The 25,287-nt window shown below is 73.8% G+C and carries 25 protein-coding genes and 17 pseudogenes; 20 read left to right on the forward strand and 22 right to left on the reverse strand.

All coding sequences use genetic code 11. The annotated features are described in order from the left end of the window. The 8 genes from Sdagh_RS07175 to Sdagh_RS07210 all read left to right on the forward strand — a co-directional run. Positions 1-256, forward strand: a 256-nt coding sequence (locus tag Sdagh_RS07175) for a GvpL/GvpF family gas vesicle protein (RefSeq protein WP_226534801.1), incomplete at its 5' end; no start/stop codon positions are given. Positions 257-261: 5 nt separating this feature from the next. Then, complete coding sequence (locus tag Sdagh_RS07180) at positions 262-525, forward strand: gas vesicle protein GvpG (RefSeq protein ID WP_189418163.1); 264 nt, start codon at positions 262-264, stop codon at positions 523-525. Continuing rightward, on the forward strand, positions 522-1,181 hold the full coding sequence (locus Sdagh_RS07185) for a DNA primase (RefSeq protein ID WP_190077180.1): 660 nt from the start codon (positions 522-524) through the stop codon (positions 1,179-1,181). Before Sdagh_RS07180 ends, Sdagh_RS07185 begins: the two co-directional genes overlap by 4 nt. Further along, a complete protein-coding gene (locus Sdagh_RS07190) occupies positions 1,178-2,413 on the forward strand; it encodes an SRPBCC family protein (protein WP_190010547.1) in 1,236 nt (411 codons plus the stop codon). The genes Sdagh_RS07185 and Sdagh_RS07190 overlap by 4 nt, the downstream gene beginning before the upstream one ends. After that, positions 2,410-2,769 (forward strand): gas vesicle protein, encoded by a 360-nt coding sequence (locus Sdagh_RS07195; protein WP_190010546.1) that lies wholly within the window; start codon positions 2,410-2,412, stop codon positions 2,767-2,769. The genes Sdagh_RS07190 and Sdagh_RS07195 overlap by 4 nt, the downstream gene beginning before the upstream one ends. Further along, the gene (locus Sdagh_RS07200) at positions 2,766-3,548 is read left to right on the forward strand and encodes a GvpL/GvpF family gas vesicle protein (protein WP_189418172.1); all 783 of its coding nucleotides are present in this window, start codon (positions 2,766-2,768) and stop codon (positions 3,546-3,548) included. The genes Sdagh_RS07195 and Sdagh_RS07200 overlap by 4 nt, the downstream gene beginning before the upstream one ends. Then, entirely contained in the window at positions 3,545-3,727 is a 183-nt protein-coding gene (locus Sdagh_RS07205; protein ID WP_189418174.1) for a gas vesicle protein, read from the forward strand. The genes Sdagh_RS07200 and Sdagh_RS07205 overlap by 4 nt, the downstream gene beginning before the upstream one ends. Continuing rightward, on the forward strand, positions 3,702-4,013 hold the full coding sequence (locus Sdagh_RS07210) for a gas vesicle protein K (RefSeq protein WP_189418176.1): 312 nt from the start codon (positions 3,702-3,704) through the stop codon (positions 4,011-4,013). Before Sdagh_RS07205 ends, Sdagh_RS07210 begins: the two co-directional genes overlap by 26 nt. A gap of 21 nt (positions 4,014-4,034) precedes the next feature. On the opposite strand, the gene Sdagh_RS07215 is transcribed toward Sdagh_RS07210, so the two are convergent. The 5 genes and pseudogenes from Sdagh_RS07215 to Sdagh_RS36860 all read right to left on the reverse strand — a co-directional run. After that, a complete protein-coding gene (locus tag Sdagh_RS07215) occupies positions 4,035-4,229 on the reverse strand; it encodes a hydrophobic protein (protein WP_226534806.1) in 195 nt (64 codons plus the stop codon). Between the two features lie 45 nt (positions 4,230-4,274). Further along, a pseudogene (locus tag Sdagh_RS07220) lies at positions 4,275-5,098 on the reverse strand (methyltransferase domain-containing protein). Positions 5,099-5,200: 102 nt separating this feature from the next. Beyond that, positions 5,201-5,527, reverse strand: coding sequence for a diacylglycerol kinase family protein (locus tag Sdagh_RS36850; protein WP_372478416.1), 327 nt, complete (start codon positions 5,525-5,527; stop codon positions 5,201-5,203). Positions 5,528-5,783: 256 nt separating this feature from the next. Continuing rightward, positions 5,784-5,918, reverse strand: a pseudogene (locus Sdagh_RS36855) (diacylglycerol kinase family protein); the annotation flags it as partial. A 268-nt stretch (positions 5,919-6,186) separates the two neighbouring features. Next, positions 6,187-6,408, reverse strand: a pseudogene (locus tag Sdagh_RS36860) (phosphatase PAP2 family protein); the annotation flags it as partial. 380 nt (positions 6,409-6,788) lie between these two features. On the opposite strand from Sdagh_RS36860, the pseudogene Sdagh_RS07230 reads away from it, so the two are divergent. After that, a pseudogene (locus Sdagh_RS07230) lies at positions 6,789-8,411 on the forward strand (ABC-F family ATP-binding cassette domain-containing protein). 1 nt (position 8,412) lies between these two features. On the opposite strand, the gene Sdagh_RS07235 reads toward Sdagh_RS07230, so the two are convergent. Further along, complete coding sequence (locus tag Sdagh_RS07235) at positions 8,413-8,718, reverse strand: hypothetical protein (RefSeq protein WP_226534810.1); 306 nt, start codon at positions 8,716-8,718, stop codon at positions 8,413-8,415. Beyond that, positions 8,621-9,031 carry a baeRF2 domain-containing protein gene (locus tag Sdagh_RS07240; protein WP_226534808.1) on the reverse strand — a complete coding sequence of 137 codons (411 nt, stop codon included), beginning with the start codon at positions 9,029-9,031 and terminating at the stop codon, positions 8,621-8,623. The genes Sdagh_RS07235 and Sdagh_RS07240 overlap by 98 nt, the downstream gene beginning before the upstream one ends. A 571-nt stretch (positions 9,032-9,602) precedes the next feature. Between Sdagh_RS07240 and Sdagh_RS07245 the strand changes: the two are divergent. Beyond that, positions 9,603-9,873 (forward strand): annotated as a pseudogene (locus tag Sdagh_RS07245) (DUF6158 family protein); the annotation flags it as partial. 87 nt (positions 9,874-9,960) lie between these two features. Here the strand turns inward: Sdagh_RS07245 and Sdagh_RS07250 are convergent. The 3 pseudogenes from Sdagh_RS07250 to Sdagh_RS07260 all read right to left on the reverse strand — a co-directional run bounded on the left by Sdagh_RS07250 (position 9,961) and on the right by Sdagh_RS07260 (position 11,336). Continuing rightward, positions 9,961-10,505 (reverse strand): annotated as a pseudogene (locus Sdagh_RS07250) (type 1 glutamine amidotransferase domain-containing protein). A gap of 48 nt (positions 10,506-10,553) precedes the next feature. After that, positions 10,554-10,932: pseudogene (locus tag Sdagh_RS07255) on the reverse strand (CBS domain-containing protein); the annotation flags it as partial. 10 nt (positions 10,933-10,942) lie between these two features. Beyond that, positions 10,943-11,336: pseudogene (locus Sdagh_RS07260) on the reverse strand (DUF2795 domain-containing protein). 433 nt (positions 11,337-11,769) lie between these two features. On the opposite strand from Sdagh_RS07260, the pseudogene Sdagh_RS07265 reads away from it, so the two are divergent. Further along, positions 11,770-12,636, forward strand: a pseudogene (locus Sdagh_RS07265) (universal stress protein); the annotation flags it as partial. An 8-nt stretch (positions 12,637-12,644) separates the two neighbouring features. Here Sdagh_RS07265 and Sdagh_RS07270 read toward each other — a convergent pair. Then, positions 12,645-13,529: pseudogene (locus Sdagh_RS07270) on the reverse strand (universal stress protein). 47 nt (positions 13,530-13,576) lie between these two features. Beyond that, complete coding sequence (locus Sdagh_RS07275; protein WP_189418199.1) at positions 13,577-13,759, reverse strand: hypothetical protein; 183 nt, start codon at positions 13,757-13,759, stop codon at positions 13,577-13,579. 198 nt (positions 13,760-13,957) lie between these two features. On the opposite strand from Sdagh_RS07275, the gene Sdagh_RS07280 reads away from it, so the two are divergent. From Sdagh_RS07280 to Sdagh_RS07290, 3 genes and pseudogenes are all read left to right on the forward strand, one after another. Beyond that, positions 13,958-14,350: a DUF2795 domain-containing protein gene (locus Sdagh_RS07280; protein WP_189418194.1), complete on the forward strand. Its 393-nt coding sequence runs from the start codon at positions 13,958-13,960 to the stop codon at positions 14,348-14,350. Between the two features lie 45 nt (positions 14,351-14,395). Then, positions 14,396-14,754: pseudogene (locus Sdagh_RS07285) on the forward strand (CBS domain-containing protein). A 32-nt stretch (positions 14,755-14,786) separates the two neighbouring features. Beyond that, a pseudogene (locus tag Sdagh_RS07290) lies at positions 14,787-15,328 on the forward strand (type 1 glutamine amidotransferase domain-containing protein). A gap of 66 nt (positions 15,329-15,394) precedes the next feature. On the opposite strand, the pseudogene Sdagh_RS07295 reads toward Sdagh_RS07290, so the two are convergent. After that, positions 15,395-15,683: pseudogene (locus Sdagh_RS07295) on the reverse strand (DUF6158 family protein). 58 nt (positions 15,684-15,741) lie between these two features. Here Sdagh_RS07295 and Sdagh_RS07300 point away from each other — a divergent pair. Further along, a complete protein-coding gene (locus tag Sdagh_RS07300) occupies positions 15,742-16,866 on the forward strand; it encodes a baeRF2 domain-containing protein (RefSeq protein WP_189418185.1) in 1,125 nt (374 codons plus the stop codon). 1 nt (position 16,867) lies between these two features. On the opposite strand, the pseudogene Sdagh_RS07305 reads toward Sdagh_RS07300, so the two are convergent. After that, positions 16,868-18,540, reverse strand: a pseudogene (locus tag Sdagh_RS07305) (ATP-binding cassette domain-containing protein). A 45-nt stretch (positions 18,541-18,585) separates the two neighbouring features. Here Sdagh_RS07305 and Sdagh_RS36865 point away from each other — a divergent pair. The 5 genes and pseudogenes from Sdagh_RS36865 (at position 18,586) to Sdagh_RS07320 (ending at position 21,253) form a co-directional block, all read left to right on the forward strand. After that, positions 18,586-18,930, forward strand: coding sequence for a hypothetical protein (locus Sdagh_RS36865; protein ID WP_372478417.1), 345 nt, complete (start codon positions 18,586-18,588; stop codon positions 18,928-18,930). Between the two features lie 10 nt (positions 18,931-18,940). Beyond that, entirely contained in the window at positions 18,941-19,582 is a 642-nt protein-coding gene (locus Sdagh_RS36870) for a phosphatase PAP2 family protein (protein WP_372478419.1), read from the forward strand. Then, a complete protein-coding gene (locus tag Sdagh_RS36875; protein WP_372478418.1) occupies positions 19,555-20,088 on the forward strand; it encodes a diacylglycerol kinase family protein in 534 nt (177 codons plus the stop codon). Before Sdagh_RS36870 ends, Sdagh_RS36875 begins: the two co-directional genes overlap by 28 nt. A gap of 102 nt (positions 20,089-20,190) precedes the next feature. Beyond that, positions 20,191-21,013, forward strand: a pseudogene (locus tag Sdagh_RS07315) (class I SAM-dependent methyltransferase). A 44-nt stretch (positions 21,014-21,057) separates the two neighbouring features. Beyond that, a pseudogene (locus Sdagh_RS07320) lies at positions 21,058-21,253 on the forward strand (hydrophobic protein). A gap of 22 nt (positions 21,254-21,275) precedes the next feature. On the opposite strand, the pseudogene Sdagh_RS07325 reads toward Sdagh_RS07320, so the two are convergent. The 8 genes and pseudogenes from Sdagh_RS07325 to Sdagh_RS07360 form a co-directional block, all read right to left on the reverse strand. Beyond that, a pseudogene (locus Sdagh_RS07325) lies at positions 21,276-21,586 on the reverse strand (gas vesicle protein K). Beyond that, positions 21,561-21,743 carry a gas vesicle protein gene (locus Sdagh_RS07330; RefSeq protein ID WP_189418174.1) on the reverse strand — a complete coding sequence of 61 codons (183 nt, stop codon included), beginning with the start codon at positions 21,741-21,743 and terminating at the stop codon, positions 21,561-21,563. The pseudogene Sdagh_RS07325 and the gene Sdagh_RS07330 overlap by 26 nt, the downstream one beginning before the upstream one ends. Beyond that, positions 21,740-22,522: a GvpL/GvpF family gas vesicle protein gene (locus Sdagh_RS07335; RefSeq protein WP_189418172.1), complete on the reverse strand. Its 783-nt coding sequence runs from the start codon at positions 22,520-22,522 to the stop codon at positions 21,740-21,742. Before Sdagh_RS07335 ends, Sdagh_RS07330 begins: the two co-directional genes overlap by 4 nt. After that, positions 22,519-22,878 carry a gas vesicle protein gene (locus tag Sdagh_RS07340; protein WP_190010546.1) on the reverse strand — a complete coding sequence of 120 codons (360 nt, stop codon included), beginning with the start codon at positions 22,876-22,878 and terminating at the stop codon, positions 22,519-22,521. The genes Sdagh_RS07335 and Sdagh_RS07340 overlap by 4 nt, the downstream gene beginning before the upstream one ends. Further along, positions 22,875-24,110 carry an SRPBCC family protein gene (locus Sdagh_RS07345; RefSeq protein WP_190010547.1) on the reverse strand — a complete coding sequence of 412 codons (1,236 nt, stop codon included), beginning with the start codon at positions 24,108-24,110 and terminating at the stop codon, positions 22,875-22,877. The genes Sdagh_RS07340 and Sdagh_RS07345 overlap by 4 nt, the downstream gene beginning before the upstream one ends. Then, the gene (locus Sdagh_RS07350) at positions 24,107-24,766 is read right to left on the reverse strand and encodes a DNA primase (protein ID WP_190077180.1); all 660 of its coding nucleotides are present in this window, start codon (positions 24,764-24,766) and stop codon (positions 24,107-24,109) included. Before Sdagh_RS07350 ends, Sdagh_RS07345 begins: the two co-directional genes overlap by 4 nt. Beyond that, positions 24,763-25,026, reverse strand: coding sequence for a gas vesicle protein GvpG (locus Sdagh_RS07355; RefSeq protein ID WP_189418163.1), 264 nt, complete (start codon positions 25,024-25,026; stop codon positions 24,763-24,765). Before Sdagh_RS07355 ends, Sdagh_RS07350 begins: the two co-directional genes overlap by 4 nt. A 5-nt stretch (positions 25,027-25,031) precedes the next feature. After that, positions 25,032-25,287, reverse strand: a 256-nt coding sequence (locus Sdagh_RS07360; RefSeq protein ID WP_226534801.1) for a GvpL/GvpF family gas vesicle protein, incomplete at its 5' end; no start/stop codon positions are given.

Genomic DNA, 25,287 nt, shown 5'->3' on the forward strand with positions numbered 1-25,287 from the left:
GCGGCTCCTGGAACCGGAGGCGGACGCGGTCAGCGTCGGCCCCGAGTCCACCGGCTGGCTGGCCAACGTGTCGTTCCTGGTCGACCGGGAACAGGCCGAGACCTTCCTGGCGGCCGTGGAACGCGCCCGCCGGGACCTGCCGCACCTGGAGGTGCGGATCAACGGCCCGCTGCCGCCGTACAGCTTCGTGGAGCCCGGCCCCGCCGAGCCCGCGGGCACCGCGGCGGGCGGCGGGGCCGACACCGGAGCGGAGTGAGGGAAATGGGCCTGATCTCAGAGGTGCTGCTGCTGCCGTTCGCCCCGGTGCGCGGCAGCGCCTGGGCCGTCAGACAGGTACTCCAGGAGGCCGAGCGGATCTACTACGACCCGGCCACCGTACGGGCCGAACTGTCCCGGCTGGAGGAGCGGTTGGAGGCCGGCGAGATCACGGAGGAGGAGTTCGACGTCCAGGAGGACGCCCTCCTGGACCGGCTTGAGGAAGCTTCGCGCCACAGCGCGGGAACGGGCAACGGGACGACACCATGAATCGAGTGGGACTCGGCCTAGCGGTAGGGGCCGGCTATTTCCTGGGCCGCACCAAGAAACTGAAACTGGCGATCGCCGTGGGGACGGCGGTGGCCGGCAAGCGGATGAACCTCACCCCGCGCGGCATCGCCGACCTGGTCTCCACCCAGCTGCAGAACAACCCGCAGTTCAAGGAGATAGGCGACCAGCTCCGGCAGGACCTGCGCGGAGTGGGCAAGGCGGCCACGGGAGCCATGGTCGAGCGGCAGCTCGACGGTCTCGCCAGCCGGCTGCAGGACCGGACCTCCCAGGTCCGCGACCAGCTCTCGGGGGCCGCCTCCCGGGTGCCGGGCACCGGCGAGGACGACCGGGACGACCGGGACGACCGCGACGGGTACGACGAGGACGCGTCCGACGACGCGGACGACGACCGGGACGACCGGGACGAGCCCGAGCGGGACGCCGCCCCGCGCCGCGCCCGTACGGCGAAGAAGGCGCCGGCGAAGAAGGCCCCGGCCGGCGAGGGCGCGGCAGGGAAGACGGCCGCCAGGAAGACCGCCGCGAAGAAGACCGCCGGCAAGAAGGCGGCGCCCGCCCGCAAGACGGCGGAGAAGACGACGCAGGCGGCCCGGCGGACGGCCCGCGGCGGATCGCCGAAGGGAGGCGGTGAGCGATGAGCGACACCCTGGGTTCGGCGGCCTCCAAGGCGGGTGGCGCGGCCAAGCACAACCCGCTCGCCGACGTGGCCCGCAGCGAGGCCGCCGACCGGCTCAAGGAAGAGGTGCAGCAGTACCTCGCCGCCCAGGCCCAGCGCATGCTGGTCGGCGTCGGCCGCAAGCTCGGCGAGACCACGGTCAAGCTGAACGACATCGCCGACGGCAACAGCCCCGGCTTCGCCAAGCTCGCCCTGGAGGGCGGCCGCAAGATCGCCGAGGGCAAGGGCCCGATGCGCACCGCGGTGGAACTGGGCGCCGGCCGGCTGAAGGACAACGTGGTCGGCGCCTTCAAGAACCTCGGTGGCGGCAAGGGGCGGCGCAAGGGCGGCTCGGGCCAGAAGCCGACCGTCATCATCGAGTACGCCGACGTCGGCGTGCCCTTGCGCACCGCCTACGACCAGTGGACGCAGTACCAGGACTTCAGCACCTTCGCCAAGGGCGTCAAGAGCGCGAACCGCGCCGACGACACCAGCTCCGACTGGCAGCTGAAGGTCTTCTGGTCCAACCGCAGCTGGAAGGCGAAGACCACCGAACAGGTGCCGGACGACCGGATCTCCTGGACCTCGGAGGGCGCCAAGGGCACCACCAAGGGCGTCGTCTCCTTCCACGAGCTGGCGCCGAGCCTGACCCGGGTCATCGTGGTCGTCGAGTACTACCCCAAGGGCCTGTTCGAGAAGACCGGCAACATCTGGCGCGCCCAGGGCCGCCGGCTGCGGCTCGACCTCAAGAACTACGTCCGTTTCATCACCCTCAAGGGCGAGGCGGACGACGGCTGGCGCGGGGAGATCCGCGACGGTGAGGTCGTCCGCAGCCACGAGGACGCGGTCGCGGAGGAAGAGGCCGCGGAGTCGGAGACGGACACGGACGCCGAGCCGGACGGCCGGGAGCAGGAGGACGACCGGCAGGAGGACGACGGGACCGAGGACGCCGACGCGGAGGTCTACGACGAGGAGGAAGCGGAGGAGGACGGCTACGAGGAGGAGCCCCGGGAGGAGTACGACGAGGAGACCGGGGCCGAGGCGGAGGAGGAGCCCGAGGACGAGCCCGAGGACGCGTACGAAGAGGACGTGCCCGAGGACGAGTACGACACCGAGGCCGAGGACGAGGACGAGGTGGCCGAGGGCAAGGGCGACGGGGACGACGCGTACCGTGCGGAGGACGACGAGTACGCCGAGCACGGGGGCCGTCGATGACGACTGCCAGCCGTATGCCCGAACCCTTCGGCCAGGGGCAGGGCGCCAACCTCGCCGACATCCTGGAGCGGGTGCTGGACAAGGGCGTCGTCATCGCCGGCGACATCCGCATCAACCTGCTCGACATCGAGCTGCTCACCATCAAGCTGCGGCTCATCGTCGCCTCCGTCGACAAGGCGAAAGAAATGGGCATCGACTGGTGGGAGAGCGACCCCGCGCTCTCCTCGAACGCCAAGCACAAGGAACTCGCCCGGGAGAACCGGGAGCTGCGCGAGCGGCTGGCAGAGCTGGAATCGGCCCGCACCCCGCTGGAGCGGGGTGCGGGCCGCGCCCGGAGGGAGGACGAGTCGCCATGACCGGACTGCGGTACGTCTACGCCGTCTGCCGTCCCTTCGGCGCGGCCCTGCAGTCGCAGCTCACCGGGGTGGCGGGCGATCCGCCGCGAACACTGCGCCACCGCGGGCTGGTCGCCGTCGTCAGCCATGTCCCCGAGGCCGACTTCACCGAGGAGTCGCTCAAGGAACGCCTGGAGGACCTGGACTGGCTGGCGGCGACCGCCCGCGCCCACCAGCAGGTGATCGACGCGCTCACCGCCGTCACCACGCCGCTGCCGCTCCGGATGGCCACGGTCTTCCGGGACGACAGCGGCGTCCGCGTGATGATGGAGGAACGCGAGGGAGACTTCCTGCGCACCCTCGACCGGCTGGACGGCCGGGTGGAGTGGGGCGTCAAGGTGTACGTGGAGGAGTCCGCGGGGCAGGACGGGCGGGGCGGGCGGGAGCCGGCCGGGAAGCCCGCCTCGGGCCGTGAGTACCTGCTGCGGCGGCGCGCGCGGACCCGCGCGGGCGAGGAACTGTGGCAGCGGGCCGAGGAGTTCGCCGGCCGGCTCCACGGGACGCTGGCCGACCGCGCCGACGACGCCCGGCTGCACGCCCCGCAGAATCCCGCCCTCTCCGGCGCCACCGGACGCAATGTGCTCAACGCCGCCTATCTGGTGCGGCGGGACCTTTCCGAGGAATTCGTGGAACTCGTCGACCGCACCAAGGACGACGTCCCGGGAATTCGCGTCGAACTCACCGGGCCATGGGCCGCCTATTCCTTCGCCGGGGAAAATCCCGAGGAGGGTGCCGCATGACCGTCGTGGAACGCCGGGAGATCGCCCTGGTCGACCTGCTCGACCGGCTGCTGGCCGGCGGGGTCGTCCTCACCGGCGACATCACCCTGCGCATCGCCGACGTGGACCTGGTCCGCATCGACCTGAACGCGTTGATCAGCTCGGTCAACGCCGATGTTCCGTCGCCCTGGGAGGACTGACGTGAGCGAGCGGCACGGCCGGATCGAGTTCGAGCCGGACACCGTCGAGCGCGACCTGGTCAAGCTGGTGCTGACCGTGGTCGAGCTGTTGCGCCAGCTCATGGAGCGCCAGGCGCTGCGCCGCTTCGACCAGGGCGACCTCTCCGAGGACCAGGAGGAGCGCATCGGGCTCACCCTGATGCTGCTCGACGACCGCATGACCGAGCTGCGGGAGCGGTACGGACTGCGGCCCGAGGACCTCAATCTGGACCTCGGGCCGCTGGGACCGCTGCTGCCCCGGGAGTGAGCCTCCCGGGGCAGCAGCCCTTCATCTTCTTCTGTGGCCGCCGGTCCACCACCGGTACCAGCGACCCCTGCCGCCTCCGGCCGTCGTCCCGCGGACCAGGAATCCCAGCAGCCACAGGACCAGCACGACCAGGGCGACCCACCAGAGCACCTTCAAGGCGAATCCGGCGCCGAAAAGGATAAGCGCGAGAAGCAGTACGAGCAGAAGCGGAACCATGATGTCGTTACCCTCCTGACGTACTGGTGTCCCGGATTTATCGGATCAGGCTTCCTTTCTGCACAGAATTTCTCCGTGCAGTACACCGAACCACCCCTCGGGCCGCTTCCCCCAGTCCCGCCAGGCCGTCGCCGCGGCCGCCAGCTCGTCCTCAGCTCGCGTGGCCGCCGCCGGTGGCCAGCTCCGCGTAGAGGACGCCACCGTGCGGTCCGCCCACAGACCGCTCCACCAGGCCCGCTCCTCGGCGGTGGTGAACGTCCAGGTGCTGGAGGTGGCGCTGATGTCGGTGAAGCCCGCCGCCAGCGCCCACGCCTTCAGCCGGCGCCCCGCGTCCGGCTCACCGCCGCTCGCCCGCGCCACCCGCCGGTACAGCTCCAGCCAGGCGTCCAGGCCGGCCGACGCCGGGTACCAGGTCATGGCGCCGTAGTCGGCGTCCCGCACCGCGACGAACCCGGCGGGCCTGGTGACCCGCTTCATTTCGCGCAGCGGCCGCCACCGGGTCGCCGACGTGCTGGAGCACCTGGTGGGCGTGGACCACGCAGAAGGTGTCGTCGGGGAAGTCCAGGGCGTGCACGTCCGCCACCGCGAAGTCGACGTTGGCCAGACCCCGCCCGGCGGCCGGTCGCGCGCGCGGTGTCCAGGATCTCCGGGGCGCGGTCGACCCCGGTGACACGGCCGTCCGGGACCAGGGCCGCGAGGTCGGCGGTGATGGTGCCCGGACCGCAGCCGACGTCGAGGACGCGCATGTGCGGCTTCAGCGAACCGAGCAGGTACCCGGCGGAGTTGGCGGCGGTCCGCCAGGTGTGCGAGCGGAGCACGGACTCGTGGTGTCCGTGCGGATAGACGGCGGTCTCCTGCGGCCTCGGCATCATCGATCCCCTCTGCGACGCCCGACGGCGTCCGACCGGCTCACCGTACGCCCGTCGCCCGCATCATGAGACATGAGTCTCTCTATGTGGTATGACGGGCCATCAGTCACCAGGCAGCGGGCGGTACACCGTCAGCGCCTCGGGGAGCTTCTCCACCGTCACATCACCCTCGGTCTCGGTGACCTCGCCGTCGTAGGCGAGCAGCGTGCCCGGCGCGACGCCCTTCAGCCGCAGCCTCGGCACCTGCACCGCCGCGTGCGCGGGGGAGCGGGTCAGCGGTCCGGCGAAGGCCGCCGACAGCAGCCGCAGCGCGGGCCGGCTGCCGCCGTGCACCACCCGGACGTCGAGCCGCCCGTCCGCCAGGTCGAGCGCCGGCCCGGCGCCAGCCCCATGCGGTGGTAGGTGCCGTTGCCCGCGAACAGCATCCACAGCGGCCGGGTACGGCCCCCCACCTCGGCGCGGAGCGGATGCCGGTCGGCGCGCAGCACCCGCAACCGCCGCCAGCAGCCCGGCCGGCCAGCCGCCGATCCGGTGCGAACCAGCGCTCCCGCTCCCGCACCAGCTCCGGGTACACCCCAGGCTGAAGGTGTTGAGGAAGATGCCGCTCAGCCCGCCCGAGGTGAACCGGCCCCACGTCCACCCGCACGCCCTCGCCCTGCTCCAGCGCCCGGGACAGCGCCCGGACGTCCTCGACACCCAGGTCGTAGGCGAAGTGGTTGAGGGTGCCGCCGGGCAGCACCCGCCATCGGCAGCCCGTGCCGCATGGGCGAACCCCGGCCGCCGCGTTCACCGTGCCGTCGCCGCCGCACACGCCGAGCACACCGGGCGCGGCCGGCGGCCTTCTCCAGCTCGGCGGGGACCTCGGCCGGCTCCGCCTCGATCACCTCGGCCAGCGGCAGCGCGTCGCACAGCGCCCGCACCCGCTCCGAGGTGCCCGAGCCCAGGTTGGCGACCATCACCAGGCCCTCGCCGCCGGACAGCGCGGGCACCTGGGCTACCGGCCGGGCCGGCGGTGTGAGCTGGGCCCGGGTGGGCACCAGACCTCTGACCGCGAACGCCGCCCCCGCGCCGAGTGCCGCCCCGGCCAGCACGTCGCTCGGGAAGTGGACGCCGGTGTAGACCCGGGAGAGGGCGACCGCCGCGGCCACCGGCGCCACGGCCGCGCCCCACGCGGGGGACTCCAGCGCCACGCCGGTGGCGAAGGCGGCGGCCGAGGCGGCGTGCCCGGACGGGAACGAGGTCGTGATCGGCTGCCGTTTCAGCTGCCGCACCAGCGGTACCGGGTCCAGGACCGGCCGGGCGCGGCGCACCGAGCGCTTGCCGACGGTGTTGATGGTGAGGCGAGGCCACGCCCAGCGAGGCGATGCCGCGGACGGCGGCCCGCCGGGCCCGGGGCGTGCGGGACGCGGCCACCGCCGCGGCGGCGGCGAACCAGAGCGCCCCGTGGTTGGCGCTGCGGCTGAGCCGGGGCAGCACCCGGTCGCCGCCGGGCCAGTGCCGGGCGGCGACCGCCGCGAACAGCCGGTGGTCGAGATCCAGGAAACCCTTGCGCAGCGGATGCGGTCCGGGCAGCGGGACGGTGAGGTCTACGTCGGGGCTCATGCCTCCCGCCTACCCTTCGGGCGGCCTTTCCTGCCGCCCCGGAAATGCGGTTGCCCGACCGGGGGCTGCACCAGGGACAATCACCCCCATGGGCCACCTCGAAGCAGCGCACCTGGAGTACCACCTGCCCGACGGGAGGACGCTCCTCGGCGACGTCTCCTTCCGGGTGGGGGAGGGCGCCGTCGTCGCCCTCGTCGGCCCCAACGGCGCGGGCAAGACCACTCTGCTGCGGCTGCTCTCCGGCGAGCTGAAGCCGCACGAGGGCACCGTCACCGTCAGCGGCGGACTCGGCGTGATGCGCCAGTTCGTCGGCTCCGTACGGGACGACACGACCGTCCGCGACCTGCTCGTCTCCGTCGCCCCGCCGCGCATCCGGGACGCCGCCCGCGCGGTCGACGGCCGCCGAGCACGCCGTCATGACCGTCGACGACGAGGCCGCGCAGATGCGGTACGCGCAGGCCCTCTCCGACTGGGCGGAGGCGCGCGGCTACGAGGCGGAGACGCTGTGGGACATGTGCACCACAGCCGCGCTGGGCGTGCCGTACGAGAAGGCGCAGTGGCGGCGGGCGAGCACCCTCTCCGGCGGCGAGCAGAAACGCCTCGTCCTGAGGCGCTGCTGCGTGGCACCGGACCAGGTGCTCTTGCTGGACGAGCCGGACAACTACCTCGACGTCCCCGGCAAGCGCTGGCTGGAGCAGCGGCTCGCGGAGACACCGCAAGACCGTCCTGTTCGTCTCCCACGACCGGGAGCTGCTGGCCCGCGCCGCCGAGCGATCGTCTCCCTGGAGCCGGGCCCGGCCGGCGCCGACGCCTGGGTGCACGGCGGCTCCTTCGCCACGTACCACGACGCCCGCCGCGAGCGCTTCGCCCGCTTCGAGGAACTGCGCCGCCGCTGGGACGAGAAGCACGCCCAGCTGAAGAGGCTGGTCGTCAAACCTGCGGCAGGCCGCCTCGGTCAGCCACGAGATGGCCTCCCGCTACCGACGCCGCGCAGACCCGGCTGCGCAAGTTCGAGGAGGCCGGACCGCCGCCCGAGCCGCCGCGTGAGCAGGACATCACGATGCGCCTCAAGGGCGGCCGTAACCGGCGTACGCGCCGTCACCTGCGAAAAGCTGGAACTGACCGGCCTGATGAAACCCTTCGACCTGGAGGTCTTCTACGGCGACGGGTCGCCGTCCTCGGCTCCAACGGCTCCGGCAAGTCCCACTTCCTGCGCCTGCTGGCCGGCGAGGACGTGCCGCACACCGGGCACGTCAAGCTCGGGGCGCGGGTCGTCGCCGGGCACTTCGCGCAGACCCACGCCCACCCCGAACTGCTCGGCCGGACCCTCCTGGACATCCTCTGGGAGGAGCACGCCCAGGACCGGGGCGCCGCCATGTCCCGGCTGCGCCGCTACGAGCTGACCGGCCAGGCCGAGCAGACCTTCGACCGGCTCTCCGGCGGCCAGCAGGCCCGGTTCCAGATCCTCCTGCTGGAGGTGCGGGGCGTCACCGCCCTGCTCCTGGACGAGCCCACCGACAACCTCGACCTGGAGTCCGCCGAGGCGCTCCAGGAGGGCCTGGAATCCTTCGACGGCACGGTCCTCGCGGTCACCCACGACCGCTGGTTCGCCCGCTCCTTCGACCGCTACCTGGTCTTCGGCAGCGACGGCCGGGTCCGGGAGACACCGGAGCCGGTCTGGGACGAGCGCCGCGTCGAGCGGGCGCGCTGACTCACCTCCAGCGCAGCAGCGCGCCGAGGCCGCCGACCGGCGTGTCCTGGCGGTCCTCCGTGTCCGGCAGCGCCGGCAGCACCGAGATCGCCGGGGCGCCGGTCATCACGGCCGAGCGCAGCAGCGCGTCGTCGGCGCGGGCGGCCCAGGAGTTCTGCTCGCCGAGCGTCTTCAGCTCGGTGCGCCGCACCGCGAGCTGGTCGGCGTCCTCACCGATCCACACCTCGCGGTGGGTGTCCGGCCCGTCCGGGATGACCAGCAGTTCGTCGATACGGTGCTCCCGCGCGGCCTCCACCAGCGCCGGCACGCCCTCCGCCGCGGCGGCCGGCCCTCGCCGTCCGGGGCGCGGGCGGACAGGAACCGGTCCAGTCCCGCTGGGCGCGCGCCGTGACGTGCTCCTCGCGCAGCCGCCGCACCTCCTCGTCGAGGAGCCGGCTGCCGGTGCCGTGCGCGGCCTGCACGACCCGGTCCTTCAGCCGGGCCGGCATCCGCTCGTGCACGGCGCGGCACTCGCGGCCGTCCCCGACCAGGATCAGCAGGTTCGGCGCCGGTCTCCTCCGGGCACACGGCGAGCGCGTCGGCGATCTCCGCGGCGTGTGTGACTCCCAGGTGTTCTCCACCCGGAGCTGGAAGTGCCGCTCGGGACCAGTCGGCGGAGCTGGTGCGGTGCACCGGCCACTGCCGGCCGGTCACCCCCGCCCGCGTCCCGCCTCGCCCAGCGCGGAGCGCAGCTCGAAGTCGGCGCCCTTGCGGTCGATGTACGCCACCACGCACACCGCGGTCCTCGCCGGCCAGTTCCAGCAGCGGCGACACCCGCGGCAGCGGCGCCCAGTGCGCGGTGGTGCCGGCCCGCGGGGGGCGGGCCAGCGGGGTGTCCAGGACGACCTGGCCGCCGTGCGCGAACAGCGCCCGTCCGTGCGGGTCGGTGGCGTGCCGCAGGCTCTCCATGCCCTCCCGCACGGGCCCGGCGGGTCGCCTCGTCGGCGCCCTGCCGCTCCAGTTTCCCGGTCGACCTCGGCGGCCGTCAGCCCACGGGCGTGCGCGGTGTCCTCGGCGTGCCGGGACAGATCGACGTACACGGAGGCCCAGGGGCCCTGGCGTTCGTAGAGGGGGTGCAGAAAGGCGAGATCCATGAGTACCTCCCGGATACCGCTCGGGGGTGGTGGTTCACGGGGCGGGTACCCGGACCGCATGAACGAACACGACACGCGGTGACGGCGCCATGACCGGAGTGGACCCGGGCCGCCTGGACGACCAGCAGCTCATGAAGGACTGAGACCATCCACCGCACGCGCCACGACACCCTGCTCCACGGCTCGACGACGCGCTGCGGGCCCACAACGAGCGGATGGCGCAGCTGGAGGGCGAATGGCTGCGCCGCAACCCGCGCCGCCCGGTCGCCGCGGGCCGCACCCGCGAGGGCGCCCGGGGAGGGCGGGTGGGCGGGGAGGCGGCCACGCCGCGGAACACCCCGCCACGTGACGGGAGGGGGCCGGTGCCCGGACCACGCGGTCCGCGCACCGCCCCTCCCGTTCCGGCCGGTCCTGGCTCAGCCGCCGGCCTTGGCGAACTCCGCCAGGAAGGTCTCGCAGAACGCCTTCAGGTCGTCCGGCTTGCGGCTGGTGACCAGCGTGCTGGGCCCGCCGTCGCAGACCTTGACCTGCTCGTCCACCCAGGTGCCGCCCGCGTTGCGGATGTCCGTGCGCAGGCTCGGCCAGGAGGTCAGCGTCCGGCCGCGCAGGACGTCCGCCTCGACCAGCGTCCACGGGGCGTGGCAGATCGCCGCGACCGGTCGCCCCTGGGTGAAGAAGTCCTTCACGAAGGCGACCGCCCGCTCGTCCATTGCGCAGGAAGTCCGGGTTGGCCACGCCGCCGGGCAGCACCAGGACCGCCGAAGGAGTCGGCGGAGGTCTCGCCGGTCACCTCGTCCACGGGGAAGGTGTCCGCCTTGTCCAGGTGGTTGAAGGCCTGGATCTCGCCGGACTGCGTCGACACCAGCACCGGCTCGTGCCCGGCGTCCTTCGCCGCCTGCCACGGCTCGGTCAGCTCGACCTGCTCCACGCCCTCGGGCGCGGTCAGAAACGCGATACGCATGCGGGTTCCTCGTCCTTTCGTTCTGTTCTGTGTCACTCTCCGGGCCCCGGCCCGCATCAGGTCGCCGAGGCTCACCAGGCCGACCGGCAGGCCCTGCTCCACGACCGGCAGCCGGCTCACCGCCCGCTCCGCATCAGCGAGAGCGCTGTCCGCGGCCGGCAGGGTCCGGGGCGACCACCAGCGGGTCGCGGGAGCACACGGCGCCGGCGCCCACCGTGAGCGGGTCGATGCCCTCTGGCCACCGCCCGCACCGTGATGTCCCGGTCGGTGAGCACCCCGACCACGCGCTGCCCGTCGGCCACCACGACATCGCCGATGCCCTGGTCCGCATCAGCCGCGCCGCCTCGGCCAGCGAGGCGTCCGGCCGTACGGCGACCACGCCCGGGGTCATCACGTCCTTCACGTACGTGCCCGTCCGCCCGGTCATGGCGCGGCGGTCACGCCCCGGCGGAGCCGGGCGGCCCGGTGAGGGCCTCGGCCAGCTCCTGGACGGTGGTGTAGTGCGCCTCGTGCGGCTAGTCCCTCGACCCGCTCGACCAGGGCGTCGGGCGCGTGGCCGCGCCGCAGCCCCCGGGCCAGTTCCCGGGGACCGGCGGGGAAGGCCCCGCGGGTCAGGTTCCGGGCCAGCTCCAGCCGGAGCGACTCCAGCGAGGACGGCGCGCGGCTCGGCGTCACCGGGCCGTACGCCACCTCCGGGTCGTCCTCGGCGATCGGCTCGGGGTCGTGCCACTCCTCGGTGCGGGTGGGGTGTCCGGACCGCAGCAGGCCCTGCAGTTCGTGCTTCATCTCGTCGTCGCGGTGGGCGCTCAGCCGGTCGCTGCCTCGCTGCATGTCTCCTCCAGATCCTTCAGGGTGGCCACCGCGTACCCGGCCAGCGCGGGGGCGACACGGATTACGTCCGCCGGTTCCCGGCCCGTTTCGTCCCGGGCCGCTCCGCTCCGGCCGCGTGCCGCCGGTTTGCTCCCCGGGCAGCGGGAACCCGGCTCCTTGCCCCCCCGCGGCCCACCCTCCTCCGGAAGGACGGCAGGACCATGGCGGTGCTGCTCGCTGTGCTCATCCCGGTCCTCATGCTCGGCGTGGGTCCTGGCGCTCGGGCGGTACGAGGAACTCCTGCTGCCGGCCGCCGAACCTGGCACCCGACGCTCCCGTCGCCCCCGTCGCGCCCGACCCTCGTCCCCGTCCCCGTGCCCGGTGAGGAACTTCCCACGGCGGCGTGACGCGGGCGCGCGGGGCCCTCCGCGAGACGACACAGGAGGTGGGCGCCATGTCCCGCACCATCACCGTCGGTCTGGACGGTTCGGCGGAGAGCCGGGCCGCCGCGGACTGGGCGGCCCGCGAGGCGGCCCTGCGCGAGCTGCCGGTCCGTCTGGTGCACGTCTGGGAACCGGTGCCCGAGCCGATGGCGGCGCCCCCGGCCGGCAGCCGGGAGGACCTCGTACGGGAGGCCGCCGAGAGGCTGCGCCTCGCCCACCCCGGCATACCGGTCACCGCCGAGCAGCGCGCCGGCACGGCCGTGGCGGAACTCGTCGGCGCCGCCCGCGACGCCGACCTGCTCGTCCTCGGCTCCCGCGCCCTGAGCGGGCTGCGGGGCTTCCTGGTCGGCTCGGTCGGCCAGGCCGTCATCGCCCGCACCACGGCGCCCGTGGTCGTGGTGCGCGCCGGGGAGCGGGCCGCCGACGAGCACCTCCCGGACCCGGCGGGCACGCCGTCCGCGGCCACCGCGTTCCGGCCGGTCGTGCTGGGCCTGGACACCGGCCGGCCCGGCGGCACGCCGCTCGCCTTCGCCTTCGAGGAGGCCCGGCGCCGGGACGCCGCCCTGCACGTGGTCCACGGTGGCGACCTCGCGCCGTACCACGGGTACGGACTGGACGCCGGGGCCCGCCCCTCCGACGACCTCGCCCGGCGGCGGGCCGCCCGCCTCGGCGAGGTGCTGCGGCCCTGGCGGGAGCGGTACCCCGGGGTGGAGGTCGTCGAGACGTCCCGCACCGGCAGCCCCGCGGACCGCCTGCTGGACGCCGCCCGGGACGCCTCCCTGCTGGTCGTCGGCCGCCGGGTCCGGCACCGCCCGGTCGGCGCGCACATCGGGTCCGTCACCCACGCGGTGCTGCACCACGCGACGGTGCCGGTCGCGGCGCGGCGTCAGTCGTGGGCGACCACCGCGACCGGCACCGTCGCGTGGTGCAGCACCGCGTGGGTGACGGACCCGATGTGCGCGCCGACCGGGCGGTGCCGGACCCGGCGGCCGACGACCAGCAGGGAGGCGTCCCGGGCGGCGTCCAGCAGGCGGTCCGCGGGGCTGCCGGTGCGGGACGTCTCGACGACCTCCACCCCGGGGTACCGCTCCCGCCAGGGCCGCAGCACCTCGCCGAGGCGGGCGGCCCGCCGCCGGGCGAGGTCGTCGGAGGGGCGGGCCCCGGCGTCCAGTCCGTACCCGTGGTACGGCGCGAGGTCGCCACCGTGGACCACGTGCAGGGCGGCGTCCCGGCGCCGGGCCTCCTCGAAGGCGAAGGCGAGCGGCGTGCCGCCGGGCCGGCCGGTGTCCAGGCCCAGCACGACCGGCCGGAACGCGGTGGCCGGCGGACGGCGTGCCCGCCGGGTCCGGGAGGTGCTCGTCGGCGGCCCGCTCCCCTTCGCGCACCACGCCACGGGCGCCGTGGTGCGGGCGATGACGGCCTGGCCGACCGAGCGACCAGGAAGCCCCGCAGCCCGCTCAGGGCGCGGGAGCCGAGGACGAGCAGGTCGGCGTCGCGGGCGGCGCCGACGAGTTCCGCCACGGCCGTGCCGGCGCGCTGCTCGGCGGTGACCGGTATGCCGGGGTGGGCGAGGCGCAGCCTCTCGGCGGCCTCCCGTACGAGTTCCTCCCGGCTGCCGGCCGGGGGCGCCGGCCATCGGCTCGGGCACCGGTTCCCAGACGTGCACCAGACGGACCGGCAGCTCGCGCAGGGCCGCCTCGCGGGCCGCCCAGTCCGCGGCGGCCCGGCTCTCCGCCGAACCGTCCAGACCGACGGTGATGGTGCGGGACATGGCGCCCACCTCCTGTGTCGTCTCGCGGAGGGCCCCGCGCGCCCGCGTCACGCCGCCGTGGGAAGTTCCTCACCGGGCACGGGGACGGGGACGAGGTCGGGCGCGACGGGGGCGACGGGAGCGTCGGGTGCCGGTTCGGCGGCCGGCAGCAGGAGTTCCTCGTACCGCCCGAGCGCCAGGACCACGCCGAGCATGAGGACCGGGATGAGCACAGCGAGCAGCACCGCCATGGTCCTGCCGTCCTTCCGGAGGAGGGTGGGCGCGGGGGGGCAAGGAGCCGGGTTCCCGCTGCCCGGGGAGCAAACCGGCGGCACGCGGCCGGAGCGGAGCGGCCCGGGACGAAACGGGCCGGAACCGGCGGACGTAATCCGTGTCGCCCCGCGCTGGCCGGGTACGCGGTGGCCACCCTGAAGGATCTGGAGGGAGACATGCAGCGAGGCAGCGACCGGCTGAGCGCCCACCGCGACGACGAGATGAAGCACGAACTGCAGGGCCTGCTGCGGTCCGGACACCCCACCCGCACCGAGGAGTGGCACGACCCCGAGCCGATCGCCGAGGACGACCCGGAGGTGGCGTACGGCCCGGTGACGCCGAGCCGCGCGCCGTCCTCGCTGGAGTCGCTCCGGCTGGAGCTGGCCCGGAACCTGACCCGCGGGGCCTTCCCCGCCGGTCCCCGGGAACTGGCCCGGGGGCTGCGGCGCGGCCACGCGCCCGACGCCCTGGTCGAGCGGGTCGAGGGACTGCCGCACGAGGCGCACTACACCACCGTCCAGGAGCTGGCCGAGGCCCTCACCGGGCCGCCCGGCTCCGCCGGGGCGTGACCGCCGCGCCATGACCGGGCGGACGGCACGTACGTGAAGGACGTGATGACCCCGGGCGTGGTCGCCGTACGGCCGGACGCCTCGCTGGCCGAGGCGGCGCGGCTGATGCGGGACCAGGGCATCGGCGATGTCGTGGTGGCCGACGGGCAGCGCGTGGTCGGGGTGCTCACCGACCGGGACATCACGGTGCGGGCGGTGGCCGAGGGCATCGACCCGCTCACGGTGGGCGCCGGCGCCGTGTGCTCCCGCGACCCGCTGGTGGTCGCCCCGGACCTGCCGGCCGCGGACGCGCTCTCGCTGATGCTGGGAGCGGGCGGTGAGCCGGCTGCCGGTCGTGGAGCAGGGCCATGCCGGTCGGCCTGGTGAGCCTCGGCGACCTGATGCGGGCCGGGGCCGGAGAGTGACACAGAACAGAACGAAAGGACGAGGAACCCGCATGCGTATCGCGTTTCTGACCGCGCCCGAGGGCGTGGAGCAGTCGAGCTGACCGAGCCGTGGCAGGCGGCGAAGGACGCCGGGCACGAGCCGGTGCTGGTGTCGACGCAGTCCGGCGAGATCCAGGCCTTCAACCACCTGGACAAGGCGGACACCTTCCCCGTGGACGAGGTGACCGGCGAGACCTCCGCCGACTCCTTCGGCGGTCTGGTGCTGCCCGGCGGCGTGGCCAACCCGGACTTCCTGCGCATGGACGAGCGGGCGGTCGCCTTCGTGAAGGACTTCTTCACCCAGGGGCGACCGGTCGCGGCGATCTGCCACGCCCCGTGGACGCTGGTCGAGGCGGACGTCCTGCGCGGCCGGACGCTGACCTCCTGGCCGAGCCTGCGCACGGACATCCGCAACGCGGGCGGCACCTGGGTGGACGAGCAGGTCAAGGTCTGCGACGGCGGGCCCAGCACGCTGGTCACCAGCCGCAAGCCGGACGACCTGAAGGCGTTCTGCGAGACCTTCCTGGCGGAGTTCGCCAAGGCCGGCGGCTGAGCCAGGACCGGCCGGAACCGGGAGGGGCGGTGCGCGGACCGCGTGGTCCGGGCACCGCCCCTCCCGTCACGTGGCGGGTGTTCCGGGCGTGGCCGCCTCCCCGCCCACCCGCTCCCGGGCGCCCTCGCGGGTGCGGCCCGCGGCGACCGGGCGGCGCGGGTTGCGGCGCAGCCATTCGCCCTCCAGCTGCGCCATCCGCTCGTTGTGGGCCCGCAGCGCGTCGTCCGAGCCGTGGAGCAGGGTGTCGTGGCGCGTTGCGGTGGATGGTCTCCAGCTCCTTCATGAGCTGCTGGTCGTCCAGGCGGCCCGGGTCCACTCCGGTCATGGCGCCGTCCCGCGTGTCGTGTTCGTTCATGCGGTCCGGGTACCCGCCCCGTGAACCACCACCCCCGAGCGGTATCCGGGAGGTACTCATGGATCTCGCCTTTCTGCACCCCCTCTACGAACGCCAGGGCCCCTGGGCCTCCGTGTACGTCGATCTGTCCCGGCACGCCGAGGACACCGCGCACGCCCGTGGGCTGACGGCCGCCGAGGTCGACCGGGAACTGGAGCGGCAGGGCGCCGACGAGGCGACCCGCCGGGCCGTGCGGGAGGGCATGGAGAGCCTGCGGCACGCCACCGACCCGCACGGACGGGCGCTGTTCGCGCACGGCGGCCAGGTCGTCCTGGACACCCCGCTGGCCCGCCCCCCGCGGGCCGGCACCACCGCGCACTGGGCGCCGCTGCCGCGGGTGTCGCCGCTGCTGGAACTGGCCGGCGAGGACGCGGTGTGCGTGGTGGCGTACATCGACCGCAAGGGCGCCGACTTCGAGCTGCGCTCCGCGCTGGGCGAGGCGGACGCGGGCGGGGTGACCGGCCGGCAGTGGCCGGTGCACCGCACCAGCTCCGCCGACTGGTCCGAGCGGCACTTCCAGCTCCGGGTGGAGAACACCTGGGAGCACAACGCCGCGGAGATCGCCGACGCGCTCGCCGTGTGCCAGGAGGAGACCGGCGCCGACCTGCTGATCCTGGTCGGGGACGGCCGCGAGTGCCGCGCCGTGCACGAGCGGATGCCGGCCCGGCTGAAGGACCGGGTCGTGCAGGCCGCGCACGGCACCGGCAGCCGGCTCCTCGACGAGGAGGTGCGGCGGCTGCGCGAGGAGCACGTCACGGCGCGCGCCCAGCGGGACCTGGACCGGTTCCTGTCCGCCCGCGCCCCGGACGGCGAGGGCCGGGCCGCCGCGGCGGAGGGCGTGCCGGCGCTGGTGGAGGCCGCGCGGGAGCACCGTATCGACGAACTGCTGGTCATCCCGGACGGGCCGGACACCCACCGCGAGGTGTGGATCGGTGAGGACGCCGACCAGCTCGCGGTGCGGCGCACCGAGCTGAAGACGCTCGGCGAGCAGAACTCCTGGGCCGCCCGCGCCGACGACGCGCTGCTGCGCTCGGCCGTGATGACCGGCGCCCCGGCGATCTCGGTGCTGCCGGCGCTGCCGGACACGGAGGACCGCCAGGACACGCCGGTCGGCGGCCTCGGCGCGCTGCTGCGCTGGAGGTGAGTCAGCGCGCCCGCTCGACGCGGCGCTCGTCCCAGACCGGCTCCGGTGTCTCCCGGACCCGGCCGTCGCTGCCGAAGACCAGGTAGCGGTCGAAGGAGCGGGCGAACCAGCGGTCGTGGGTGACCGCGAGGACCGTGCCGTCGAAGGATTCCAGGCCCTCCTGGAGCGCCTCGGCGGACTCCAGGTCGAGGTTGTCGGTGGGCTCGTCCAGGAGCAGGGCGGTGACGCCCCGCACCTCCAGCAGGAGGATCTGGAACCGGGCCTGCTGGCCGCCGGAGAGCCGGTCGAAGGTCTGCTCGGGCCTGGCCGGTCAGCTCGTAGCGGCGCAGCCGGGACATGGCGGCGCCCCGGTCCTGGGCGTGCTCCTCCCAGAGGATGTCCAGGAGGGTCCGGCCGAGCAGTTCGGGGTGGGCGTGGGTCTGCGCGAAGTGCCCGGCGACGACCCGCGCCCCGAGCTTGACGTGCCCGGTGTGCGGCACGTCCTCGCCGGCCAGCAGGCGCAGGAAGTGGGACTTGCCGGAGCCGTTGGAGCCGAGGACGGCGACCCGTTCGCCGTAGAAGACTCCAGGTCGAAGGGTTTCATCAGGCCGGTCAGTTCCAGCTTTTCGCAGGTGACGGCGCGTACGCCGGTACGGCCGACCCTTGAGGCGCATCGTGATGTCCTGCTCACGCGGCGGCTCGGGCGGCGGTCTCGGCCTCCTCGAACTTGCGCAGCCGGGTCTGCGCGGCGTGGGTAGCGGGAGGCCATCTCGTGGCTGACCGAGGCGGCCTGCCGCAGGTTGACGACCAGCCTCTTCAGCTGGGCGTGCTTCTCGTCCCAGCGGCGGCGCAGTTCCTCGAAGCGGGCGAAGCGCTCGCGGCGGGTCGTCGTGGTACGTGGCGAAGGAGCCGCCGTGCACCCAGGCGTCGGCGCCGGCCGGGCCCGGCTCCAGGGAGACGATCCGCTCGGCGGCGCGGGCCAGCAGCTCCCGGTCGTGGGAGACGAACAGGACGGTCTTGCGGGTCTCCGCGAGCCGCTTGCTCCAGCCAGCGCTTGCCGGGACGTCGAGGGTAGTTGTCCGGCTCGTCCAGCAAGAGCACCTGGTCGGTGCCACGCAGCAGCGCCTCCAGGACGAGGCGTTTCTGCTCGCCGCCGGAGAGGGTGCTCGCCCGCCGCCACTGCGCCTTCTCGTACGGCACGCCCAGCGCGGCGGTGGTGCACATGTCCCACAGCGTCTCCGCCTCGTAGCCGCGCGCCTCCGCCCAGTCGGAGAGGGCCTGCGCGTACCGCATCTGCGCGGCCTCGTCGTCGACGGTCATGACGGCGTGCTCGGCGGCGTCGACCGCGCGGGCGGCGTCCCTGATGCGCGGCGGGGCGACGGAGACGAGCAGGTCGCGGACGGTCGTGTCGTCCCAGTACGGAGCCGACGAACTGCGCATCACGCCGAGTCCGCCCGCTGACGTGGACGGTTGCCCATCGTGCGGCTTCAGCTCGCCGGAGAGCAGCCGCAGCAGAGTGGTCTTGCCCGCGCCGTTGGGGCCGACGAGGGCGCGACGGCGCCCTCCCCCACCCGGAAGGAGACGTCGCCGAGGAGCGTCCTCCCGTCGGGCAGGTGGTACTCCAGGTTGCGCTGCTTCGAGGTGGCCCCATGGGGGTGATTGTCCCTGGTGCAGCCCCCGGTCGGGCAACCGCATTTCCGGGGCGGCAGGAAAGGCCGCCCGAAGGGTAGGGCGGGAGGCATGAGCCCCGACGTAGACCTCACCGTCCCGCTGCCCGGACCGCATCCGCTGCGCAAGGGTTTCCTGGATCTCGACCACCGGCTGTTCGCGGCGGTCGCCGCCCGGCACTGGCCGGCGGCGACCGGGTGCTGCCCCGGCCTCAGCCGCAGCGCCAACCACGGGGCGCTCTGGTTCGCCGCCGCCGCGGCGGTGGCCGCGTCCCGCACGCCCCCGGGCCCGGGCGGGCCGCCGTCCGCGGCATCGCCTCGCTGGGCGTGGCCTCGCTCACCATCAACACCGTCGGCAAGCGCTCGGTGCGCCGCGCCCGGCCGGTCCTGGACCCGGTACCGCTGGTGCGGCAGCTGAACGGCAGCCGATCACGACCTCGTTCCCGTCCGGGCACGCCGCCTCGGCCGCCGCCTTCGCCACCGGCGTGGCGCTGGAGTCCCCCGCGTGGGGCGCGGCCGTGGCGCCGGTGGCCGCGGCGGTCGCCCTCTCCCGGGTCTACACCGGCGTCCACTTCCCGAGCGACGTGCTGGCCGGGGCGGCAACTCGGCGCGGGAGGCGGCGTTCGCGGTCAGAGGTTCTGGTGCCCACCCGGGCCCCAGCTCACACCGCCGGCCCGGCCGGTAGCCCAGGTGCCCGCGCTGTCCGGCGGCGAGGGCCTGGTGATGGTCGCCAACCTGGGCTCGGGCACCTCGGAGCGGGTGCGGGCGCTGTGCGACGCGCTGCCGCTGGCCGAGGTGATCGAGGCGGAGCCGGCCGCGGTCCCCGCCGAGCTGGAGAAGGCCGCCGGCCGCGCCCGGGTGCTCGGCGTGTGCGGCGGCGACGGCACGGTGAACGCGGCGGCCGGGGTCGCCCTGCCGGCACGGGCTTGCCGCTGCGGTGCTGCCCGGCGGCACCCTCAACACTTCGCCTACGACCTGGGTGTCGAGGACGTCCGGGCGCTGTCCCGGGCGCTGGAGCAGGGCGAGGGCGTGCGGTGTGGACGTGGGCCGGTTCACCTCGGGCGGGCTGAGCGGCCTCTTCCTCAACACCTTCAGCCTGGGGGTGTACCCGGAGCTGGTGCGGGAGCGGGAGCGCTGGTCGCACCGGATCGGCGGCTGGCCGGCCGGGCTGCTGGCGGCGGTGCGGGTGCTGCGCGCCGACCGGCATCCGCTCCGCGCCGAGGTGGGGGGGGCCGTACCCGGCCGCTGTGGATGCTGTTCGCGGGCAACGGCACCTACCACCGCATGGGGCTGGCGCCGGGCCGGCGGCTCGACCTGGCGGACGGGCGGCTCGACGTCCGGGTTGGTGCACGGCGGCAGCCGGCCCGCGCTGCGGCTGCTGTCGGGCGGCCTTCGCCGGACCGCTGACCCGCTCCCCGCGCACGCGGCGGTGCAGGTGCCGAGGCTGCGGCTGAAGGGCGTCGCGCCGGGCACGCTGCTCGCCTACGACGGCGAGGTCACCGAGACCGAGGGTGATGTGACGGTGGAGAAGCTCCCCGAGGCGCTGACGGTGTACCGCCCGCTGCCTGGTGACTGATGGCCCGTCATACCACATAGAGAGACTCATGTCTCATGATGCGGGCGACGGGCGTACGGTGAGCCGGTCGGACGCCGTCGGGCGTCGCAGAGGGGATCGATGATGCCGAGGCCGCAGGAGACCGCCGTCTATCCGCACGGACACCACGAGTCCGTGCTCCGCTCGCACACCTGGCGGACCGCCGCCAACTCCGCCGGGTACCTGCTCGGTTCGCTGAAGCCGCACATGCGCGTCCTCGACGTCGGCTGCGGTCCGGGCACCATCACCGCCGACCTCGCGGCCCTGGTCCCGGACGGCCGTGTCACCGGGGTCGACCGCGCCCCGGAGATCCTGGACACCGCGCGCGCGACGGCCGCCGGGCGGGGTCTGGCCAACGTCGACTTCGCGGTGGCGGACGTGCACGCCCTGGACTTCCCCGACGACACCTTCTGCGTGGTCCACGCCACCAGGTGCTCCAGCCACGTCGGCGACCCGGTGGCGGCGCTGCGCGAAATGAAGCGGGTCACCAGGCCCGCCGGGTTCGTCGCGGTGCGGGACGCCGACTACGGCGCCATGAACTGGTACCCGGCGTCGGCCGGCCTGGACGGCCTGGCTGGAAGCTGTACCGGCGGGTGGCGCGGGCGAGCGGCGGTGAGCCGGACGCGGGGCGCCGGCTGAAGGCGTGGGCGCTGGCGGCGGCTTCACCGGACATCAGCGCCACCTCCAGCACCTGGACGTTCACCACCGCCGAGGAGCGGGCCTGGTGGAGCGGTCTGTGGGCGGACCGCACGGTGGCGTCCTCCTACGCGGAGCTGGCCACCGGCGGCGGCCACGCGAGCGAGGACGAGCTGGCGGCCGCGGCGACGGCCTGGCGGGACTGGGGGAAGCGGCCGATGGGTGGTTCGGTGTACTGCACGGAGAAATTCTGTGCAGAAAGGAAGCCTGATCCGATAAATCCGGGACACCAGTACGTCAGGAGGTAACGACATCATGGTTCCGCTTCTGCTCCGTACTGCTTCTCGGCGCTTATCCTTTTCGGCGCCGGATTCGCCTTGAAGGTGCTCTGGTGGTCGCCCTGGTCGTGCTGGTCCTGTGGCTGCTGGGATTCCTGGTCCGCGGGACGACGGCCGGAGGCGGCAGGGGTCGCTGGTACCGGTGGTTGACCGGCGGCCACAGAAGAAGATGAAGGGCTGCTTGCCCCGGGAGGCTCACTCCCGGGGCAGCAGCGGTCCAGCGGCCCGAGGTCCAGATTGAGGTCCTCGGGCCGCAGTCCGTACCGCTCCCGCAGCTCGGTCATGCGGTCGTCGAGCAGCATCAGGGTGAGCCCGATGCGCTCCTCCTGGTCCTCGGAGAGGTCGCCCTGGTCGAAGCGGCGCAGCGCCTGGCGCTCCATGAGCTGGCGCAACAGCTCGACCACGGTCAGCACCAGCTTGACCAGGTCGCGCTCGACGGTGTCCGGCTCGAACTCGATCCGGCCGTGCCGCTCGCTCACGTCAGTCCTCCCAGGGCGACGGAACATCGGCGTTGACCGAGCTGATCAACGCGTTCAGGTCGATGCGGACCAGGTCCACGTCGGCGATGCGCAGGGTGATGTCGCCGGTGAGGACGACCCCGCCGGCCAGCAGCCGGTCGAGCAGGTCGACCAGGGCGATCTCCCGGCGTTCCACGACGGTCATGCGGCACCCTCCTCGGGATTTTCCCCGGCGAAGGAATAGGCGGCCCATGGCCCGGTGAGTTCGACGCGAATTCCCGGGACGTCGTCCTTGGTGCGGTCGACGAGTTCCACGAATTCCTCGGAAAGGTCCCGCCGCACCAGATAGGCGGCGTTGAGCACATTGCGTCCGGTGGCGCCGGAGAGGGCGGGATTCTGCGGGGCGTGCAGCCGGGCGTCGTCGGCGCGGTCGGCCAGCGTCCCGTGGAGCCGGCCGGCGAACTCCTCGGCCCGCTGCCACAGTTCCTCGCCCGCGCGGGTCCGCGCGCGCCGCCGCAGCAGGTACTCACGGCCCGAGGCGGGCTTCCCGGCCGGCTCCCGCCCGCCCCGCCCGTCCTGCCCCGCGGACTCCTCCACGTACACCTTGACGCCCCACTCCACCCGGCCGTCCAGCCGGTCGAGGGTGCGCAGGAAGTCTCCCTCGCGTTCCTCCATCATCACGCGGACGCCGCTGTCGTCCCGGAAGACCGTGGCCATCCGGAGCGGCAGCGGCGTGGTGACGGCGGTGAGCGCGTCGATCACCTGCTGGTGGGCGCGGGCGGTCGCCGCCAGCCAGTCCAGGTCCTCCAGGCGTTCCTTGAGCGACTCCTCGGTGAAGTCGGCCTCGGGGACATGGCTGACGACGGCGACCAGCCCGCGGTGGCGCAGTGTTCGCGGCGGATCGCCCGCCACCCCGGTGAGCTGCGACTGCAGGGCCGCGCCGAAGGGACGGCAGACGGCGTAGACGTACCGCAGTCCGGTCATGGCGACTCGTCCTCCCTCCGGGCGCGGCCCGCACCCCGCTCCAGCGGGGTGCGGGCCGATTCCAGCTCTGCCAGCCGCTCGCGCAGCTCCCGGTTCTCCCGGGCGAGTTCCTTGTGCTTGGCGTTCGAGGAGAGCGCGGGGTCGCTCTCCCACCAGTCGATGCCCATTTCTTTCGCCTTGTCGACGGAGGCGACGATGAGCCGCAGCTTGATGGTGAGCAGCTCGATGTCGAGCAGGTTGATGCGGATGTCGCCGGCGATGACGACGCCCTTGTCCAGCACCCGCTCCAGGATGTCGGCGAGGTTGGCGCCCTGCCCCTGGCCGAAGGGTTCGGGCATACGGCTGGCAGTCGTCATCGACGGCCCCCGTGCTCGGCGTACTCGTCGTCCTCCGCACGGTACGCGTCGTCCCCGTCGCCCTTGCCCTCGGCCACCTCGTCCTCGTCCTCGGCCTCGGTGTCGTACTCGTCCTCGGGCACGTCCTCTTCGTACGCGTCCTCGGGCTCGTCCTCGGGCTCCTCCTCCGCCTCGGCCCCGGTCTCCTCGTCGTACTCCTCCCGGGGCTCCTCCTCGTAGCCGTCCTCCTCCGCTTCCTCCTCGTCGTAGACCTCCGCGTCGGCGTCCTCGGTCCCGTCGTCCTCCTGCCGGTCGTCCTCCTGCTCCCGGCCGTCCGGCTCGGCGTCCGTGTCCGTCTCCGACTCCGCGGCCTCTTCCTCCGCGACCGCGTCCTCGTGGCTGCGGACGACCTCACCGTCGCGGATCTCCCCGCGCCAGCCGTCGTCCGCCTCGCCCTTGAGGGTGATGAAACGGACGTAGTTCTTGAGGTCGAGCCGCAGCCGGCGGCCCTGGGCGCGCCAGATGTTGCCGGTCTTCTCGAACAGGCCCTTGGGGTAGTACTCGACGACCACGATGACCCGGGTCAGGCTCGGCGCCAGCTCGTGGAAGGAGACGACGCCCTTGGTGGTGCCCTTGGCGCCCTCCGAGGTCCAGGAGATCCGGTCGTCCGGCACCTGTTCGGTGGTCTTCGCCTTCCAGCTGCGGTTGGACCAGAAGACCTTCAGCTGCCAGTCGGAGCTGGTGTCGTCGGCGCGGTTCGCGCTCTTGACGCCCTTGGCGAAGGTGCTGAAGTCCTGGTACTGCGTCCACTGGTCGTAGGCGGTGCGCAAGGGCACGCCGACGTCGGCGTACTCGATGATGACGGTCGGCTTCTGGCCCGAGCCGCCCTTGCGCCGCCCCTTGCCGCCACCGAGGTTCTTGAAGGCGCCGACCACGTTGTCCTTCAGCCGGCCGGCGCCCAGTTCCACCGCGGTGCGCATCGGGCCCTTGCCCTCGGCGATCTTGCGGCCGCCCTCCAGGGCGAGCTTGGCGAAGCCGGGGCTGTTGCCGTCGGCGATGTCGTTCAGCTTGACCGTGGTCTCGCCGAGCTTGCGGCCGACGCCGACCAGCATGCGCTGGGCCTGGGCGGCGAGGTACTGCTGCACCTCTTCCTTGAGCCGGTCGGCGGCCTCGCTGCGGGCCACGTCGGCGAGCGGGTTGTGCTTGGCCGCGCCACCCGCCTTGGAGGCCGCCGAACCCAGGGTGTCGCTCATCGCTCACCGCCTCCCTTCGGCGATCCGCCGCGGGCCGTCCGCCGGGCCGCCTGCGTCGTCTTCTCCGCCGTCTTGCGGGCGGGCGCCGCCTTCTTGCCGGCGGTCTTCTTCGCGGCGGTCTTCCTGGCGGCCGTCTTCCCTGCCGCGCCCTCGCCGGCCGGGGCCTTCTTCGCCGGCGCCTTCTTCGCCGTACGGGCGCGGCGCGGGGCGGCGTCCCGCTCGGGCTCGTCCCGGTCGTCCCGGTCGTCGTCCGCGTCGTCGGACGCGTCCTCGTCGTACCCGTCGCGGTCGTCCCGGTCGTCCCGGTCGTCCTCGCCGGTGCCCGGCACCCGGGAGGCGGCCCCCGAGAGCTGGTCGCGGACCTGGGAGGTCCGGTCCTGCAGCCGGCTGGCGAGACCGTCGAGCTGCCGCTCGACCATGGCTCCCGTGGCCGCCTTGCCCACTCCGCGCAGGTCCTGCCGGAGCTGGTCGCCTATCTCCTTGAACTGCGGGTTGTTCTGCAGCTGGGTGGAGACCAGGTCGGCGATGCCGCGCGGGGTGAGGTTCATCCGCTTGCCGGCCACCGCCGTCCCCACGGCGATCGCCAGTTTCAGTTTCTTGGTGCGGCCCAGGAAATAGCCGGCCCCTACCGCTAGGCCGAGTCCCACTCGATTCATGGTGTCGTCCCGTTGCCCGTTCCCGCGCTGTGGCGCGAAGCTTCCTCAAGCCGGTCCAGGAGGGCGTCCTCCTGGACGTCGAACTCCTCCTCCGTGATCTCGCCGGCCTCCAACCGCTCCTCCAGCCGGGACAGTTCGGCCCGTACGGTGGCCGGGTCGTAGTAGATCCGCTCGGCCTCCTGGAGTACCTGTCTGACGGCCCAGGCGCTGCCGCGCACCGGGGCGAACGGCAGCAGCAGCACCTCTGAGATCAGGCCCATTTCCCTCACTCCGCTCCGGTGTCGGCCCCGCCGCCCGCCGCGGTGCCCGCGGGCTCGGCGGGGCCGGGCTCCACGAAGCTGTACGGCGGCAGCGGGCCGTTGATCCGCACCTCCAGGTGCGGCAGGTCCCGGCGGGCGCGTTCCACGGCCGCCAGGAAGGTCTCGGCCTGTTCCCGGTCGACCAGGAACGACACGTTGGCCAGCCAGCCGGTGGACTCGGGGCCGACGCTGACCGCGTCCGCCTCCGGTTCCAGGAGCCGC

The sequence above is a fragment of the Streptomyces daghestanicus genome, from assembly GCF_020521275.1.
Classification (GTDB): Bacteria; Actinomycetota; Actinomycetes; order Streptomycetales; family Streptomycetaceae; genus Streptomyces; species Streptomyces griseoviridis.